General features: G+C 69.3%; 13 protein-coding genes and 4 pseudogenes. 9 read left to right on the top strand and 8 right to left on the bottom strand.

Features of this window, described 5'->3' with window-relative positions; all coding sequences use genetic code 11:
- Positions 1 to 541: 541 nt before the first annotated feature.
- Positions 542 to 1,321, bottom strand: coding sequence for a class I SAM-dependent methyltransferase (locus AB0M27_RS42560; RefSeq protein WP_365730745.1), 780 nt, complete (start codon positions 1,319 to 1,321; stop codon positions 542 to 544).
- Positions 1,322 to 1,816: 495 nt separating this feature from the next.
- Between AB0M27_RS42560 and AB0M27_RS42555 the strand changes: the two genes are divergently transcribed.
- From AB0M27_RS42555 to AB0M27_RS42545, 3 genes and pseudogenes are all read left to right on the top strand, one after another.
- Positions 1,817 to 2,362: a hypothetical protein gene (locus AB0M27_RS42555; protein WP_365730743.1), complete on the top strand. Its 546-nt coding sequence runs from the start codon at positions 1,817 to 1,819 to the stop codon at positions 2,360 to 2,362.
- Between the two features lie 11 nt (positions 2,363 to 2,373).
- A pseudogene (locus AB0M27_RS42550) lies at positions 2,374 to 2,493 on the top strand (Sir2 family NAD-dependent protein deacetylase); the annotation flags it as partial.
- 822 nt (positions 2,494 to 3,315) lie between these two features.
- Complete coding sequence (locus tag AB0M27_RS42545) at positions 3,316 to 3,864, top strand: DUF4142 domain-containing protein (protein WP_365730741.1); 549 nt, start codon at positions 3,316 to 3,318, stop codon at positions 3,862 to 3,864.
- Positions 3,865 to 4,446: 582 nt separating this feature from the next.
- On the opposite strand, the gene AB0M27_RS42540 is transcribed toward AB0M27_RS42545, so the two are convergent.
- The gene (locus AB0M27_RS42540) at positions 4,447 to 6,159 is read right to left on the bottom strand and encodes an MFS transporter (protein ID WP_365730739.1); all 1,713 of its coding nucleotides are present in this window, start codon (positions 6,157 to 6,159) and stop codon (positions 4,447 to 4,449) included.
- 280 nt (positions 6,160 to 6,439) lie between these two features.
- Between AB0M27_RS42540 and AB0M27_RS42535 the strand changes: the two genes are divergently transcribed.
- Positions 6,440 to 7,234 (top strand): TetR/AcrR family transcriptional regulator, encoded by a 795-nt coding sequence (locus AB0M27_RS42535; RefSeq protein ID WP_365730736.1) that lies wholly within the window; start codon positions 6,440 to 6,442, stop codon positions 7,232 to 7,234.
- 82 nt (positions 7,235 to 7,316) lie between these two features.
- Positions 7,317 to 7,664, top strand: coding sequence for a DUF6207 family protein (locus tag AB0M27_RS42530; protein ID WP_365730734.1), 348 nt, complete (start codon positions 7,317 to 7,319; stop codon positions 7,662 to 7,664).
- A gap of 14 nt (positions 7,665 to 7,678) precedes the next feature.
- Here the strand turns inward: AB0M27_RS42530 and AB0M27_RS42525 are convergent, their stop codons facing one another.
- A complete protein-coding gene (locus AB0M27_RS42525) occupies positions 7,679 to 9,283 on the bottom strand; it encodes an FAD-binding oxidoreductase (protein ID WP_365730732.1) in 1,605 nt (534 codons plus the stop codon).
- Positions 9,284 to 9,350: 67 nt separating this feature from the next.
- Here AB0M27_RS42525 and AB0M27_RS42520 point away from each other — a divergent pair, with 67 nt between their 5' ends.
- From AB0M27_RS42520 to AB0M27_RS42510, 3 genes are all read left to right on the top strand, one after another.
- Positions 9,351 to 9,989: a TetR/AcrR family transcriptional regulator gene (locus AB0M27_RS42520; RefSeq protein ID WP_365730730.1), complete on the top strand. Its 639-nt coding sequence runs from the start codon at positions 9,351 to 9,353 to the stop codon at positions 9,987 to 9,989.
- A 269-nt stretch (positions 9,990 to 10,258) separates the two neighbouring features.
- Positions 10,259 to 11,185, top strand: a complete 927-nt coding sequence (locus AB0M27_RS42515; RefSeq protein WP_365730728.1) for a hypothetical protein — start codon at positions 10,259 to 10,261, stop codon at positions 11,183 to 11,185.
- A 487-nt stretch (positions 11,186 to 11,672) separates the two neighbouring features.
- The gene (locus AB0M27_RS42510) at positions 11,673 to 12,200 is read left to right on the top strand and encodes an STM3941 family protein (RefSeq protein ID WP_365730725.1); all 528 of its coding nucleotides are present in this window, start codon (positions 11,673 to 11,675) and stop codon (positions 12,198 to 12,200) included.
- Positions 12,201 to 12,240: 40 nt separating this feature from the next.
- On the opposite strand, the pseudogene AB0M27_RS42505 reads toward AB0M27_RS42510, so the two are convergent.
- Positions 12,241 to 12,357 (bottom strand): annotated as a pseudogene (locus AB0M27_RS42505) (IS5/IS1182 family transposase); the annotation flags it as partial.
- A gap of 13 nt (positions 12,358 to 12,370) precedes the next feature.
- On the opposite strand from AB0M27_RS42505, the gene AB0M27_RS42500 reads away from it, so the two are divergent.
- A complete protein-coding gene (locus AB0M27_RS42500) occupies positions 12,371 to 12,955 on the top strand; it encodes a hypothetical protein (protein ID WP_365730723.1) in 585 nt (194 codons plus the stop codon).
- Between the two features lie 302 nt (positions 12,956 to 13,257).
- Here AB0M27_RS42500 and AB0M27_RS42495 read toward each other — a convergent pair whose 3' ends face one another.
- From AB0M27_RS42495 to AB0M27_RS42480, 4 genes and pseudogenes are all read right to left on the bottom strand, one after another.
- A complete protein-coding gene (locus tag AB0M27_RS42495) occupies positions 13,258 to 13,506 on the bottom strand; it encodes a hypothetical protein (RefSeq protein ID WP_365730721.1) in 249 nt (82 codons plus the stop codon).
- Between the two features lie 240 nt (positions 13,507 to 13,746).
- Positions 13,747 to 13,944, bottom strand: a pseudogene (locus tag AB0M27_RS42490) (CGNR zinc finger domain-containing protein); the annotation flags it as partial.
- A gap of 24 nt (positions 13,945 to 13,968) precedes the next feature.
- Positions 13,969 to 15,126 carry an IS30 family transposase gene (locus AB0M27_RS42485; protein ID WP_365730719.1) on the bottom strand — a complete coding sequence of 386 codons (1,158 nt, stop codon included), beginning with the start codon at positions 15,124 to 15,126 and terminating at the stop codon, positions 13,969 to 13,971.
- Positions 15,062 to 15,355, bottom strand: a pseudogene (locus AB0M27_RS42480) (ABATE domain-containing protein); the annotation flags it as partial. The pseudogene AB0M27_RS42480 and the gene AB0M27_RS42485, both read right to left, overlap by 65 nt.
- Positions 15,356 to 15,896: the final 541 nt, after the last annotated feature.

Raw genomic sequence — 15,896 nt, 5'->3', positions numbered from 1 at the left:
CGCCAGGCTTGTCCCGGGATCCTGAAGTCACCCCGGTTTCGATGTCACCTACTACTTACGACACGTCATCAGCGGTTCACTCGCGTTCGCCTTCCCGGTCCCCACCTGACGCCTGACCGGCGCCTTTTCCCCGGACGCTCACCACGACGGTCTTCAGCCAACGCAGCTCGGGGCGGTTTGACGTCTCCCACCGCAGGGCGACGCCGAAGGGCCACAAGACCTTCATCTTCCGCACAGCACCACATCAAGTAGGGTCTCTGCCTACATCAACCTCACTCTCAGTGTTCGTGGCACACCTCCAGCTGCAGATCGCGATCTTGCTGGTGGGGTGAGAATGCCAGCGGTGCGTGGCACGCGTCAGGGCTGGTTTTCATCTGTGTCTCGGCGCCTCAAGTGGCGAGCGTGCATGCGAGTTGGCATTGGACATCGCTGCCGCTCTCCGAGCGATGTGGACCGACTGTCGGTGCCGGATGAGACTACGGATGAGCCGCCTTCGTGAGACGGCGTGCGGCGTGTCTTCGATCGTTGTCGACGTGTTGCTTCACAGCCGCCGGACGCGCAGCACGCCGGTCAGCATCGGGAGGGTGAACTCGCCGTGGGCGGTCTCCGGTCTGCTCGCGAGGAAGGCGCGGATCCGGCCCAGCGTGGCTTGTTGTTCCTGTTCCGGCATGACCAGCACCCCCGCGCGCGTCGCGATGGTCGCGACGAGGGTGTCGGCGGTGCGGCGCTGCCCGTGCGGGAACTCGGCCTGCTCCGGCGAGCCGAACCGGGCGGCCACACCGGTCTGTGGAAGGTGCATGTTTGCCGTCTCGGCGCGCCAGCTGGTGGGCGTGTCACGCGGGCCGATGGCCGCGCTCCCACTGATCCGTGCGAGCCAGGCGACCCACTCGACCTGGTCGTCCATGACGTTCCACAGGCCGGCCAGGATGCCGCTGGGTGCGAGGACCCTGGCGATCTCGGGTCCCGCGACGGCCATGTCGAACCAGTGCATGGCGTTGCCGGCCAGCACGGCATCGACGGACGCGTCTGGTAGCGGTATCGCCTCGGCACTACCCGGCAGGGCACGGACGGCCGGCAGGGAGCGGCGCAGCTCGGTCAGCATCGCCGGGTCGGGCTCGAGTGCGATGACTTCGGCACCCAGTGCGACCAGCGTGGCGGTCAGCTTGCCCGTTCCGGCGCCGAGGTCGAGCACGCGCGGGCCGAGCGCGGGCTCGAGCGCCCAGCGCACCGCGGCATGCGCGTAGTCCGGACGGTGTTGGGCGTATGCGACCGCCGCTGCGCCGAACGACGAGGCGTGAAGCAGCCGTTCATCCTGGGCCATGCGGTTACGCTATCCGTGCTGCTGACCGGTCGGCCACCTCGCCGCATCACTTCGGCGACGGCCACCGGCACACTCGGACCAGGCGGCACCGCGGGTAGCCTCGGACACCTCCGCACGCTTGTCCCCGTCGGCCAACCCGGCCCGCCAGTGCCCAGCGATACGCCGCAGCCGTCGACCGCGACCGCGACGCCGGCATCGACCGGGCTCACCCTGCCCCGGAGACTCGGGCCCGGTCGAAGGCCACGTGAGCCCGATCAAGATGCTCCAGCGCCGGATGTTCGGCCGCGTCGGCTTCCAGCTACTCCGCGAGCGTGTGGTGCTGTACTCGTAGGGCCCAGGTGAACCGCCCGGTGCGCGCCGCCGCGGAAACAAGCCAGAAGGCATCGAAGAGCTCTTCGGTCTGCTCGGCCAGGCGCTGGTCTGGGTGGTGGAACTCGGCTGGGGCTCGTACGTACTGGGCGGGCGGGTACGCCTTCGCTGGGTGAAGCTGAAGGCGTGAGCATCAGTAGCGAGCGCCCGGTAAGTACTGAGCAGATCTACGCAGCGCTGGCCGCTCTGGCGGCTGAGCCGGTTGCAGATCCGGAGAAGCGGCCCGAGGGGCCACAGGAAGAAGACCGCCTGCACCTGCTGGGCAGTCTGCTGGCGAAGACGGAGCTCGAGATCACCGCCGCAACCCGCCTGACCGAGGAAGGGGAGATCGAGGACGTTCTTGAGACGTTGCTCGGCTGGGGGGAGCAGGTGGGAGCGGATCCCGGCCTCGCGGTCAACGTCCTGACAAACCGGCTGCAGCGCACCGCGGTGCAGGTCTCCGAACCCGAGGCGGAAGAACTGCCACCCGGCCGGGAGGCCGCCTTCGCTGCCGTCATGACAGCGGTGTACACCCTCAGCGCTCAGCTGCACGCCGAGCGCGGCGATACGGAGGGAACCCGAAGCGCTCTAAGCGGGGCGGAAGAAGCCCTCATCGACATCCTGCAAGGCATGCATGACCTGCGCGTCGCCATTGGTGACGCGGCCGGACCGGAGGACCAGGCCGACGACTGACCCGCAAAAGCACGATCTGCGGCGGCATCCTCCAGCCGGACCTGGTGTTCTTCGGCGAAGCCGTTCCGCCACAGCGGGTCGAACACTGCCGCTGGCTGGTCCGTGAAGCGGCCTTGCTCCTGGTCGTGGGCGTTGATCATGAGGACGACCGACCAATGACGGAATCGCTCGTGCCGGCTCCTTACCAGTCGCTGACGTGCCGGTCATCGGCCGGTCCTGCGCTGTACGCGCCTGGCATGGTGGTGCAGTGCCGGGCTGTCCCGCCGCGGCACATCCGCCGCGGTCCCCGCGTCAACACAAGGCCAAGTCCGGGTCTCGGCAGCAAGGATTGTCGGCGTGGGCCGGGACGGGCTGGTCAGCGGCCCTACGGTCCGTCTGACCGGACAGGAGGCCGTCGCTGCGGCACAGGAGAAGCGGCTGCTGCAGTGACAGGGCGCCCCGGGCTGCTGCCCGGGGCGCCCGCATCACCAGGAGCATCCCAGCCAGTTGTATACGAGCGCGTTTGCAGCGAGAGCTGCCTGCGGAGGTTCGGGCGCCTTGCGAGTACTGCATCGCTGCGGCGACTGGACTCTGCTGCGGTGCCGACACTACGCGCGTCCACTATGAATTTTAGGCAGTGCTGCCGTATCCGCACCTCGTGTGGACAGAGGCCTGGGAGCGGGCAGCGCCGGGGCCGGGGCTGGGCCCTGGCGGATCATGCGAGTCGCGCGACGGGCGCCCCAGGCGCCGACAGCCCTGCGTTCACCACGTGGTGATGCGGGTGTGCTCAAGGCCTACAGTCGGCCGCCGGTGATCGACGCCCGACCATCCGCCGAAGGCAAGAGAGGCGCCGGCGTCCTCGGTTGCCGAGCAACTCAACCGGGTGAACCATGACATAGGTACTCTTTCCCACCCTTCGAGCCATGAGGATGGGGCTTTCGTCGGGGCTTGCACGTGCGACCTCTGGAGGACTCATGCACACGACTCGATCCGCTGCCCGTCTCACCGCCGTCTGCGCCGCCGCTCTGTCCCTCACGGGCGCCGCGTCGCTCCCGGCTCTCGCTTCGTCAACGGCCTCGCCGTCGGCGGTCTCCGCTCTGGACAAGCAACTCCTGACCGCAGCCCACCAGGGCAACCTGTGGGAGATTGCGGCCAGTCAGCAAGCTCGGAGCGCCGCGACGACCGCCTGCGTCAAGCGGGTCGCCGCCGACTTCATCCGCGACCACCGCACCCTCGATGCCGGTGTCGTCAAGACCGCGGCACAACTCGGGGTGGCACTGCCGTCCGGGCAAACGGCGGCGCAGCTGAGGCAAACCGCCGCCCTCAAGTCCCGCGCCGGGACGCGCGCGTACGATGCCGCGTGGCTCAAGGCCCAGTACCCCGCCCACGTGCAGACCCTCGCGCTCGTCAACAAGGAGATCACCTCGGGCACCAACCCGCTCGTCAAGTCCTTGGCCAAGAGCGCGCGCCCGGTGGTCGCACGCCACATCCAGATGGTCAACGGCGGCGTGTGCCACGCGTAGCGCCCGCCGACTCACGGATGTGATCCCGGCCCACTGATGTGGGCCTTGGGGAGTGTGCCGGTTGGAGCGGCTCATCCGGAGCCACTCCACTCCCACTCCTCGTCGGTGTCGGTATCGCTGTGCAAGGTCCGGGACGCCATGAGGGCGCGCTGCGCCGCCGTTACTGCGGCACCACCCAGACATGGCGCCCCGTCACACCACCCATGCCTCGCCTCCTTCGCTGAGAGCCGCAGGCACGGACTGCCTCTCACCACCACGATCGTCGCGCTCTCTCCGTGGGCGCTCCGGGTCAGACCTTGGCCCAAGTGACAGTCCGCCCTTCGGGCGTGACGCTCACCTCGAACCGGTCGAGCCCCGGGGCGCCGTCCACGCGTCGGCGCGCCAACTCGTCCTCTGTGGCGTCCCACAGGCGTTCGTCGCCTACCTGCCGGACGATCCAGGCGGTGCCGTCCTGGACGAGGGGAGTTCGGACGCGCGGACCTCATGCGGCCCGCTCGGACCGGGCGTCGGCGGGCACTGGCCGGCCGGACAGCCACCGCTGGATGGCTGTCCGGCCGTTCGTCTCGCTGAGGCTGCCGGGGCTCAGTGACCGGCGGTGTCCTCGGGGCGTGCGTGGCGCGGCAGGAGGAAGGAGAGCAGGAACGTCAGGACGAGCATGCCGTCGACGATCCACAGCACCGTCTTCATCACGGAGCCGAAACCGCTGCGGAAGGCCGACTTCGCGGTGGTCTCCAGCGCACCGGGTATCCGGGCGCCGGCCTGCGGCGACGTTACGGCGGACCGGGTGTCCTTCTCCAGGCGGGCGCAGGACGCCGGGGTGGCGACAGGATCCTTGGCGACGGCACGGTCCGAGGCGCACCCCCGCAGGTCCGCCACGACGCGGTCCTGGTCGGCCGGCGCCATGTGCGCGGCGCTCAGCTGACCCCGCAGGCCGGCCGAGTGGTGGTCGACGGCGGTGGCGATACCGCCGCCCAGCAGGCCGAAGAACACGGTGCCGAGGAGCGCCACGCCGAAGGCGCCGCCGAGCTGCTGCATCGCGGTCATCGTGCCGGACGCCGAGCCCGTCTCGTGCTGCTCGACGCTTGCGAGCACGATGTCGAAGAAGGGTGCCATGAGCAGACCCATCCCGATGCCGGTGACGAGCAGGGCCGGCACGAGCTGCCAGGGGCCGACGCCGCCGCCCACCATGTCGAGGGTGAGCCACACGCCGAACACGCCGAGCGCCATGACCACCGTGCCCGCCTGGAGCACGGCCCGGCCGAACCGGGCGACAGCCTGAGCGAGACCGAAACCGACGATCATGCCGCCCGACCAGGGCACCATCACCAGGCCCGCCTTCAGCGGCGAATAGCCGAGGCCGATCTGGGTGTAGAGGTTGAAGACCAGCATGAAGCCCTGCATGGTCGAGAAGAAGACCAGTCCGAGCGTCATGCCTGCGCTGAACCCGCGCTTGCGGAAGAGGCTGGGGACGACCAGCGGGTCCCGGCCGGCCTTGCTGCGGCGCGACTCGTAGGTGGCGAAGGCGACGAAGACGGCCACCGACGCGGCCATCATCGCGAACGTCCACCCGGGCCAGTCGTACTCACGGCCCTGCACCAGCGGGAAGATGATGAGCAGCGCGGCCAGCGAGACCAGGAGCATGCCGGGTATGTCCAGGCGCGACCTGTCGCCGGACCGGCCCCTGGGCAGATAGCGCAGGGCCCCGAGGGAGGCCGCGGCACCCAGCGGCAGGTTGATCAGGAAGATCATCCGCCAGCCGGTGCCGAAGTAGTCGGCGTCCACGAGCCAGCCCGCCAGGATCGGCCCGCACACCGCGGACAGCCCCATGATCGGGCCGAACATGCCGAAGGCCTTCTGCGACTCCTTCGGCGGGAACATCTCCTTGATCATGCCGAGGCCCTGCGGCAGCATCACCGCGCCGAACAGGCCCTGGACGACACGTGCGGCGATCAGCATCTCGGGCGACACGGAGACGGCACACAGCAGCGAGCCCAGGGTGAAGCCGGCGGCTCCCACCAGGAACATCCGGCGGCGCCCGTGGATGTCCCCGAGCCGGCCGCCGGTGACGAGTCCGACGGCCATCGAGAGGGTGTATGCGGCGGCGAGCCACTGGAGGGTGGAGGCGCCGCCACCGAGGTCGGCCCGCATGGAGGGGCCGGCGATGTTCGTGACGACGGCGTCGAGGAGATCCATCACCTCGGCCGCGAGGATCACGAAGAGCGCAGCCCAGCGCCACCGGTAGGGCGCTGGCGAGTCGGTGGGCGTCTCGGCGGACGCGACACCGGTGGTGGACATCGGAAACTCCTCACAGAAGGCCGCGTCGCGTCGAGGTGCCGCGGGCGCGGTGGATGGCTGGACGGAAACCGCCCGGCTCGCTGGTGCGGCCCAGAAAGACAGGCGACCGGACACTCTGGAGAACAGTGTTCACTGTAGCAGAACAGTGCTCATCTAGAGAACGGCGTTCATTAAGATATAGCGCAATCGCTCCCCTTGGACAAGATATATCGCGACTGCGGGTAGTGGGACGTCCTCACCTTGGGCAGAACACTGTTCTCCGTGTCCCTAGACTGGTTCCATGAGCGACGCGGCCGCCGGCACCCCAGCACCCCCTCCGCCGTCCCCGTGGGAGCGCGAGCGCCCCGCTCGCACCCACATCGCGCCCGTACGCACGCCACTGTCGCGCGAGCGCGTCGTCGAGGCCGCCCTCACCGTGCTGGACCGGCACGGGCTCGACGGCCTCTCGATGCGTCAGGTGGCGGCCGAACTGGGGGTCGCGGTCTCCGCCCTCTACGCCCACGTCAGCTCCAAGGACGACCTCCTGGAGCTCATGTACACGCGGCTCTTCACCGGCTACGCGATGCCCGCACCCGATCCCGAGCACTGGCAGGAGCAGCTGCGAGACTTCGCCCGCGCCTGGCGCCGACGTCTGCTGTCCCACCGGGACATGGCCCGGATCTCCATGGGGCACGTACCCTTCACCGCCGAACTGCTGCCGCACGTCGAGGCGTTGCTCGCCATCTTCCGCACCGCCGGGCTACCCGACCGCATCGCGGCGGAGGCCGGTGACCTCATCTCCACCTACATCGACGGGTTCGTCCTGGAGGAGGGCATGTGGCGCGACCGGGCAGCTCAGCACGGCGGTCACGCTGCCTCGCCGGCCCGCCCCGACTGGCACGAGATGACCGACGAGATGCAGAACTACTTCGCGTCCCTGCCCGCGCAGGACTTCCCCCACCTGCGCGCCCTGGCCGGGCTGATGGTGACGGACTCCTCCGACGAGCGGTTCGACATCGGCCTGGAGATCATCCTGCGCGGACTGGCGAGCTACCTGCCGGAACCTGCGACCGGCCCGATACCGGACGCCGACTGAGTCCCGGAATCCGACTGAGTCCCGGAATCCGACCGAGTACCGGAGTCGGGCGCGGACGCGGACGCGGAAGCCAGCGGCACATGTGGCACGGCCGCGTCTGATCGTCGTGGACGTCTCAGCCGCTGATGACCAGACGGCACTGGCGTTCCAGGAGACGATCGCCACACGGTGGGCGACCGCAACAGCCGAGCGCACCACCCGAGCCCTGGGGGACTGCCGACGAAATGCAGCGCGTCCAGTGACGGAATGGTTTCGAGCAGCACCGCACCGACCGAGGCGAGAATTGGGCCTCCCTTGGCGCGCCAGGGAGTGCCCTTGTCCACGAGGTGCGACAGCAGTTGAGCACGAGGCCTGGAGGCATCTGATCACCTCGCTGTCGGAGGGCCGGCGTGGGAAAGCCGTTGCGGCAGTTCCCGCGGCCCTCGCCTGATTGCCGCTGTTTTGTCAGTCGAGCAGGACGCCGGGGTTGAGGATGTGGTGGGGGTCCAGGGCGTTCTTGGCGGCGCGCAGTGCCAGCGCGAAGGGTTCCGGGCGCTGGAGGTCGTAGCCGGGGCGGTGGTCGCGGCCGACGGCGTGGTGGTGGGTGATGGTGGCGCGGTGGCGGTGCAGGACGTCGGTCGCGGCGGCTTTGATGTCGTCCCAGACCTCGACCTCGTCCCCGGGCCGGCCGGCGAGGGCCACGGTGAAGTACGGGGCGGCGCCGTCGGGGTAGACGTGGGTGAGGCGGCAGTTGATGGTGGCCCGGTGTCCGGTGGCCTTCGAGGCGGCGGCGCCGACCTCGGTGCGGACGGCGTCGATCAGGGCGGGAATCTTCTCCCAGGTGGCGGCGGTCTCGAAGGTTTCGACGACGGCGCCCATGCGGGCCAGGCCGTCGCGCAGGTAGGGCATGCGCAGGAACGCCGAGCGCCAGGCGCTCACGGCCGCATCGGCCGGGGCGTCGCGGTCCGCCGCATGTGTCCGGCCGCGGCCGCCGTGGGCGCGGGCCAGGTCCACGGCGGCCGTGAGGCGGTCGTCGACGGGGGTGGTGGCGGACTCGAAGCCCAGGACCAGGACGGTGGAGCCGTCGTGGGAGGTGCCAGACAGCAGCGCCTCGCCCGGGTCGAGCAGGCGGCAGTTGGCCGGGGCGAGGTCGGACTGGGCGATGGCCCGTACGGCGTCCAGTGCGTGGTGGAAGTCGGCGAAGGTCACGGATGCGGAGGCTTTGTGGCGGGGGCGTTCTTGCAGGCGCATCCATGCCTCGGTGATGACGCCGAGCGTGCCCTCGGAGCCGAGGAAGAGCCGGTCGGGAGACGGTCCGGCGCCGGATGCGGGCAGCCGCCAGGACGTGTTCGCGCCGGCGGGTGTGATCACGCGGAGGGACTGGACGAAGTCGTCGATGTGGGTGTGGACGGTGGCGTAGTGGCCGCCGGCCCGGGTGGCGAGCCAGCCGCCGAGGGTGGAGAACTCGAAGCTCTGCGGGTAGTGGCGCAGGGTCAGGCCGTGGGGTCGCAACTGGTCTTCCAGCACGGGGCCGAGGGCTCCGGCCTGGATGCGGGCTGAGCGGCTGGTGGTGTCGATCTCGAGGACGCGGTCCATCACGGTCAGGTCGAGCGACAGGACTGCGTGGTGGGTGTCGCCGCGGTACTCCACGCCGCCGACCACCGAGGAGCCGCCGCCGAAGGGGATGACGGCCACGCCGTGCTCGCCGGCCCATTCCAGCAGGTCGGCCACGTCCTGGTCGTCGGCCGGGTGGGCGACGAGGTCGGGGATCCGGCCGAGCCGGCCGCGCAGGGCCCGGATGACGTCGCGGTATGCCTTGCCCATGGCGTGGGCGGCGCGCGCCTGCGGGTCGGCGGTGACCAGGTGTGCCAGGGAGGGAGGGGGCGTCGCGGCGGGGCGGCCGATGGGCAGGTCGGCGATGCGGGGTATCGGCAGCGGGCGGGCCAGGGTGCCCGGCAGCAGGGCGCCCATCGCGGCGCATTCGGCGTCGTCGGGGTGGGCGTCGGCGTAGCCCCAGCCCCACCAGGAGCGGGTGCGGGAGGTGCGGGGGTCGGTCGCGGTGGCAGGCATGGGCGCGCTCCAGCGGGGTCCAAGGAATTTACCCGACGGTAAATTACCCTAGGGTAAGATCTGGTGCATGACAACGCTCTCCTCCAGGGCCGGCACCAAGGGCGTGCCGAGGGCCGCGCGCGAACGACAGGTCCTGGCCGCGGCCACCGAGGAGTTCGGCCGCCACGGTTACGAGGCCACCACCGTGGCCGCCATCGCCACCCGCGTCGGCGTCACCAAACCACTCCTGCACCAGTACTTCGGCAGCAAGCAGGACCTCTACCTCGCCTGCCTCAACCCGGTCGGCGACCGGCTGCTGGCCGCCATCCGCGCCGCGATGGCCGAACAGGACGCCGGCGCGCCGCCCACGCCCCTGCGCGTGCTGCGCGCGCTGTTCACCGCCCTCGACGGCCAGCGCGAGGCATGGTTTGTCCTCTACGACCCCACGCTGCCGCCCGCCAGCGAAGCCGCCCACCGCGCGGCCTACTACCGCGACGCCATCGATGACCTCGCCGCGACCGGCACCGCCGACCTCCTGCACACCGCCGGATCCAGCGACCCGCTCGACGCCGACGCCCTCAAACACGCATGGCGCGGCCTGTGCACGGCCCTGGTCCGCTGGTGGATCAACCACCCCGACCAGTCACCCGACGCCATGACCCGACGCTGCGCACGTCTCTCCGGAGCCAGCCAGATCATCCTCGCCGCCGGCGACGACAGCACGTGAGCCGGACCGACGCCCCACGCCCTTGGTGTCAAAACTCGTGGACATCCGAGCATCGCTCCACCCGCGAGGTGCCTCCCAGAGTCGTGCTCAAGTGCTGCCACATCTCGGGTTCTGGCCCAATTTCTGTGGTGCCGACGCGTGGCCAGCCGGGTCCATGGTGCGACGGGCCGCTCGGCGAGGGCGGTTGTGCACCTTTGGCAGGGTGGGAGGGGACGTACTGAGTAGGAGAACTCATGTGCGTCAGGGCGGAGGCTGGCAGGCTCCGCGGTATGACAAGTGGCAGAGGGGCGCGGACGGCCCTGCATCTCTTCTTGGTCTGGGCGATGATGGCGGCCGCGATGCCGGCGCTCGGCTTCGAGCTGGTGGTGGCGGCCTGGGGCAGCAGTGCCCGGGCGGCGGTGCCTGTCCTCGCGTTGGGCGTACCGCTGATGGTGGGCCTGCTGGCCATAGCGGGCATACCGGCGCGGACCGTGGTGCCGCTGTGCGGCTCGGTGCGCCGGCGGCTCGGTTGGGCGGCCCTGGTCTTCGTCCTCGGCACGCTCGGCGTCCTGGCGGGCCTGGCCGCCTACGGCGGGAACGTCGACCTGGGCAGCGCCGGCACACGGGTCGCGCTGACGGGAGTGCCGTACGCCGTCGCCGCTGCGTTCTTCGTACCGAGCCGGTGGGTACGGCTGGGGGCGGTGGCTGTGCTGACGGCCGGTATGGGCTACGGGGGCTTTATCGGCCCGGCGCAGGCCCAGCAGCGCCGGCACGCGGCGGAGATCGCGCGCTACCGGGAGCATCCGGAACTGCTGTATCTGGGCGCTGCGCCGCCTGGAATGCGGGTATCCCGTGCCGTGGTCGGGCCCGCCTACTTCAGCGTCGATTACCACCCCGCTCGGGAGGGATACGAGTTGGGGTACGTAGGACTCGTGGTGCGTTCGCCGCTCACGCAGACGCCACGATGCCCAGAGTCCGAGGAGAAGGGTGTGACCTGCACAGTGGACGGGCACGGCGAGATGTGCATGATCCGCCGCCTCCCCGGTGGCACCCGCGACATCACCCTCACCCGCCACCACCACGATGCGGAGGTTGAGGTCACCAGCCAGTCCCTCGGCGAACCCGCCCTGCGCCACCTCTTGAACACGCTGCACCCGCTGTCGAACACGGAACTGGAAACGCTGATGCGGGAAAAGGTGATCGTCCAGGGCTACTGACCCATGCCCGCCTTGCGCAAGGTAGCCAGCCCCTGCCCGGCCCCCGGCCCCCGGCCCTAGACTAGAGCGTGTCTCTTTGACGGGCTCATCAGTTGATCGGATGCGCCTGTCCGATAGGCAAGCCCTCAGGCCAGCCAAGTGAGACGTAGCATCGCCGAACCACAGACGCTCCGCGCCGACCCGCCTGTGCCCGGAATGCCTCCGGCGGGGAACTCCGGCACCGGGATGGCCAAGACGGTGCACTTGTGTCCGGTAGATCGTGGTTGAGGAGGGATCTGCCGTCGCGCCCGCCGGCGTCCAAGGCGAAGCCGAGCAGACCCCTTCCCCGGCGTCCAGGTCGTACGTCCAGCTGGGCGCTCCACCTGGAGGTCAGGGAACGGGCCCGCTCCACTATCGTGTGGGAGACGGCAGACGGGACGGCCACGGCACCAGGCGGTCCGCGAAAAGGCTTCCGCTGACGAGGGCTCGGGTCCTATCGTCTGAGCCCGTGATCAGAAACAGCGTTCCACTGCCCCCGACGGTCTACCCGCTCGCCAAGGGACGTGTGTGGGCCATGCTGGCCGGCTCTCTGGTCTTCGTCGCTCTGGGCATTGTTTTCCTGGTCGCCCACAGCACCGTGAAGATGACTGTGGCGGGGGCGCTGGCCGTGCCCTTCTTCGGGTTCTGCTCGGTGATCATCATCCAGCGCCTGCTCCGCGAACGACCGGAGCTGGTGTTGGACGACGCGGGAGTGGACCACGTGAGGCTGGGCCGGTTCGGCTGGGACGAGATAGCCGCCGTGCGGATCCGCGAGCAGCGGGTACGTAACACCTCGCAGCGGTTCATTGAGCTGGTGCTGCACGACCCAGACGCCTATCTGGCTCGAGCACCCAAGCTCGTCCGCAGCACCGCGGCCATGAACGCACGACTCGGCTTTGGTCCGGCCAACATGGCCACAAACACCTTGCCGGTGCCGCCTGAGGCGGTCCTGGACGCGATGCGGCGTCACCGCCCCGGACTCGCAGTACAGCACTGAGCGCGCCCGTCGGCCGACCGGCTAGGTTCTGTCGCTTTGGTCAGCACCGTGTCCAGATGAGGATGGCGGCGAGGTGGAGTGCGGCCTGATAGGCGAGGGCGAGTTTGTCGGTTCGCGTGGCCAGACCGCGCCACTGCTTGAGGCGGTTGATGCATCGTGGGGGCCACGCAGTGAGAAGCGACTACATTCCGCTGGTACCGGGCGCGGTGTGGCTGCAGGAACGGCTGGGCGAAGGCTTGCTCTGGCGGCCGGACGAGGCCGTTCTGCCGGCCGAGCCGACCCATGCCGGGTCGAGGGAGTTCCTGCTCACGATCGGCTTTCCCGCCGTCCACCTCGACGTCGTGGGGATCGACACGAGGCACTTGCTGGACGAGGACGGGATGGAACCGTTCGATGCCGACGAGATCTACGGGGAACGCCACTCCGACGACGACTCTCCGCCCACCAACTTTTGCTTCACCGTGGCCACCTGGTACGACCAGCACCTGATGCTCGACGCGGCGAACGGTGGCATCACCCACTACGACCCCAATGGGTGGGATCACGGGGCCGGTTGGAAGGGGCCGGCCGCCGATGACCTCCCCGTGCTGGCCGTGCTTCTCGGGTTGATCGCCGAGTCGAGCAGCGCCCTGGAATCGGCCGACGACGCCGTACGCGCGACCGCTGTCACCGATCTGCGCAAGCGCATGACCGGCCTGGAACCGTATGTGGAGGACTCGGCGTTCTGGGACGAGATCTTCGAGTGTCTAGGGTGACAGCAGGGCGGATGAGGACACACGTCGCCGAGTCGCCCTGCAGCCGATCGTCACGTCCCAGGTCGAGTGCGCCAAGCCGGACCTGGTCGCGTTCGGCCCCCTGCTCCAGCTCGTCATTCCGCAACCCACGACATGACACCGCCTCATGTCGGCTGCCGGCGTCGGCCGGAGGACGTCCGTCCCGGCCATCCCGGGCGAACTCCCGGCTTGGCCGACCACCGCCGCAACCGGCCTACCGCTGCCGACACCACCCCGTGCGCCCCCGAGCGCCAGTCCTGCCCAGGAGCTCACGGCATAGCGGGTTATGCGTCCGTCCGGCACAGCGCGTACAGAACGGCCATGGTGTGCGTCGTGGTCCGGCAGGGCGTCTCGGCGGCGAGCGCACGGCCGGCGGCCAGCAGCAAGTCCGCCGCGTCGCGCACCGTGCAGCACGCCTGGAACTCGCCTGCGATGCCGAGTTGTTTCGCCAGGTGACGGACCTCTTCCTCATGCGCGACGAGCTGACTGCGGAAGGCTCCGGTGTCGAGAGGCCGCAAGCTCTCTGTATCCATCCGACCACGGTAGCGATCCGCCTGCGCCGATTGCGCGCCTTTCTAGATATATCTGGGAAGGTTTTTGGTCGCGGAAGACATATGACGCAGGTTCAGTTGGTCCATGTACGCATGTACGTACAGATGACGACCCGGTGACGCAAAGACGCCCACGACGTGCCCCCACCTCGGCGAGTGAGCTGACGGCACGCAAGACGGTGCGGACCTGACGGTCTCGCGGCCAGTGGGCCGCCGCAGGCGTGTCTCCTTGCGGGCCCGGTACGCGGCTGCCTTGATCTCCCTGCCACAGGACTCCATCCCGCACCAGTGCCGGCGCATGCCCCGCGAGCGGTCGATGTAGGTGCGGGTGCACTCAGGGGTGCCGCATTCCTTGAGCACGGGCACGTCCGGCCCGCTCAGGAGCTCGACGGCGTGGCACGCCACCGGGGAAGGGGCCTGGCGGTTTCCACTGATCGTTGCGAATCAGCGGTAGGCCAGTTCTCCTGACCAGCGTCTCATGGCCTCGGCCGGTGTGCGGTCTCCGAGGACGAGCCGGGGCCGTTCGTTGAGCTGCCGTTCGACTTGCGCGAGGTCGCGGGCGGTGTAGTGGGCGAGGCTGGTGCCTTTGGGGAAGTACTCCCGGAGCAGCCCGTTGGTGTTCTCGTTGGTGCCGCGCTGCCAGGGCGAGTGCGGGTCGCAGAAGTAGATCCTGAAGCCGGTCAACTCCTCTACTTCGTCGTGGTGGTAGAGCTCGCGTCCCTGGTCCCAGGTGAGGGTGCGCCGAAGGGAGCCGGGCCAGTGGGCGGTCTGGGCGACGAGGGCGTCGCGGACCTGCGGGGCCTTCCATCCGTCGGGCAGGTGGATGAGCCGGGTGTAGCGGGTGGCGCGGTCGACCAGCGTGCCGATCGCGGATCCCTGTCCCTTGCCGACGATGAGATCGCCCTCCCAGTGGCCGGCCTGCTGACGGTCCTCGGCCTCGCGGGGGCGGGCGTGGACCGAGCGCATGTTCGGGATGGCGTTCTTGGTGGGTATGCCCCGGCGCTGCTTCTTCCGGCGGGTCCTGCGGGTGCGCAGGCGGGCGGTGCGTTTGTCGAGCAGTCCGTTGTAGAGGGCGCGGTAGATAGTCTCCGGGCAGGCGTTCAGGTCGGGTCGGTCGGGGCTGGTGCGCGCGAGATGACGGGTGATCTGCTGTGGTGACCAGCGCTCCTTGAGCTTCTCGTTGATTACGTCCCGCAGCGCACGGCTGGCCCGCAGCTTCTCCTCCTTCGGGCGGGCCCGGCGCAGGATGGCATGGTTGTGGGACCACCACGGGTTGTAGCGGCCGTCGGGTCCGCGGCCGCGCGAGATCTCCCGGTACACGGTCGAGCGGTGCTTGCTGATCTCCTCGGCGATCTGCGCGGCCGTACGGCCGGCGAGCAGCCCTTCGGCGATCACGATGCGGTCGTCCTGGGTGAGGTAGCGGCCATCGATGGGCTTGTCGGGCAGGAGCATGCGTCCAGCCTTGATGAACCACACCGAGCCTGCGCTGGTGGATACGCCCACCCGGCGGGCAGCGGCTGCCCCTTTCAGGCCACCTCTACGCAGTTCGAAGTAGTTCTTCGGTACCGACAGCGGCAGGCGGTTCGGCGGATACTTCGGCACGGGACGGACTCCTCTCAGGAGTCGCAACCACCGATAGAAACCGCCCCTCTTCCGGCGTTGCCTGCGTCCAGCGCCCCGAAGGAGTGAACTGCGGCACCGCCGGGGGCTTGCGTGCGGCGTTGTTGACGACGGTCAACGCCGTTCCGTCGCAGTCCACTTCAAGCCGACGGGCGGTGGCCAACGGGTGAATGGCCTCCCGTACGGTCTTCGCCTGTTCGACATCGGTCTGCTGGCCGGGCGAGACCGCGTCGCGTCACCAGTCAAGCCGGCGACGAACGCTTCTACGCGTGCGAGACTCGGTTCGATAGTCCGGGGATTGCTTCACGAACTTGGCAGGTCACGCACAGAATAAATAGGACAGGGCCGCAACGGCGGCCGCGTCCGGTCCGAGGACGGCCTCTGCAGACCACTCTGGCCATCCCGAAGGAGCGCAAGCTCAGACTGACTAGCAGCGCCATCAGCGCGGAGATCACTCTCAACCACGGTGAGACAGCCAGTTCGACCTGGCCGCCGTTCTCGACGTCGACTCGCGGCGTCGACCAGCCGACCGCCACTGAACTGGCGCCGCCGCCCATCGGAGCCGTGCGGCTCCACTTGCATCCCGGCCCGCCCATAAGGCAGCAGGCGACGATGTCGCACCCCCCATGGTTCCCGATCCAGCGGTTCGCACAGAGTTTTGAGGCATGTTTTACGTGGTGTGTGCAACTGCGTCCGTGTCCTGGTTGTCTGACAGAAGGTCGGGCCCGTCAGGGCTGAGGAGCAAGAGAGCG

Origin of the sequence: Streptomyces sp. NPDC052107 (genome assembly GCF_040680215.1) — a bacterium.
In the GTDB taxonomy this organism is placed as follows: Bacteria; Actinomycetota; Actinomycetes; order Streptomycetales; family Streptomycetaceae; genus Streptomyces.
Note: the sequence above shows the minus strand (reverse complement) of the source record. Positions and strands in the feature narration are given on the sequence as shown.

Bases quoted from the DNA above. Each gene is read 5' to 3' on its own strand.
- AB0M27_RS42535 (WP_365730736.1), top strand. From the start codon at position 6,440: ATGAGCGACGCGGCCGCCGGCACCCCAGCACCCCCTCCGCCGTCCCCG.
- AB0M27_RS42515 (WP_365730728.1), top strand. From the start codon at position 10,259: ATGACAAGTGGCAGAGGGGCGCGGACGGCCCTGCATCTCTTCTTGGTC.
- AB0M27_RS42525 (WP_365730732.1), bottom strand. From the start codon at position 9,283: ATGCCTGCCACCGCGACCGACCCCCGCACCTCCCGCACCCGCTCCTGG.
- AB0M27_RS42495 (WP_365730721.1), bottom strand. From the start codon at position 13,506: ATGGATACAGAGAGCTTGCGGCCTCTCGACACCGGAGCCTTCCGCAGT.
- AB0M27_RS42545 (WP_365730741.1), top strand. From the start codon at position 3,316: ATGCACACGACTCGATCCGCTGCCCGTCTCACCGCCGTCTGCGCCGCC.
- AB0M27_RS42520 (WP_365730730.1), top strand. From the start codon at position 9,351: ATGACAACGCTCTCCTCCAGGGCCGGCACCAAGGGCGTGCCGAGGGCC.
- AB0M27_RS42540 (WP_365730739.1), bottom strand. From the start codon at position 6,159: ATGTCCACCACCGGTGTCGCGTCCGCCGAGACGCCCACCGACTCGCCA.
- AB0M27_RS42560 (WP_365730745.1), bottom strand. From the start codon at position 1,321: ATGGCCCAGGATGAACGGCTGCTTCACGCCTCGTCGTTCGGCGCAGCG.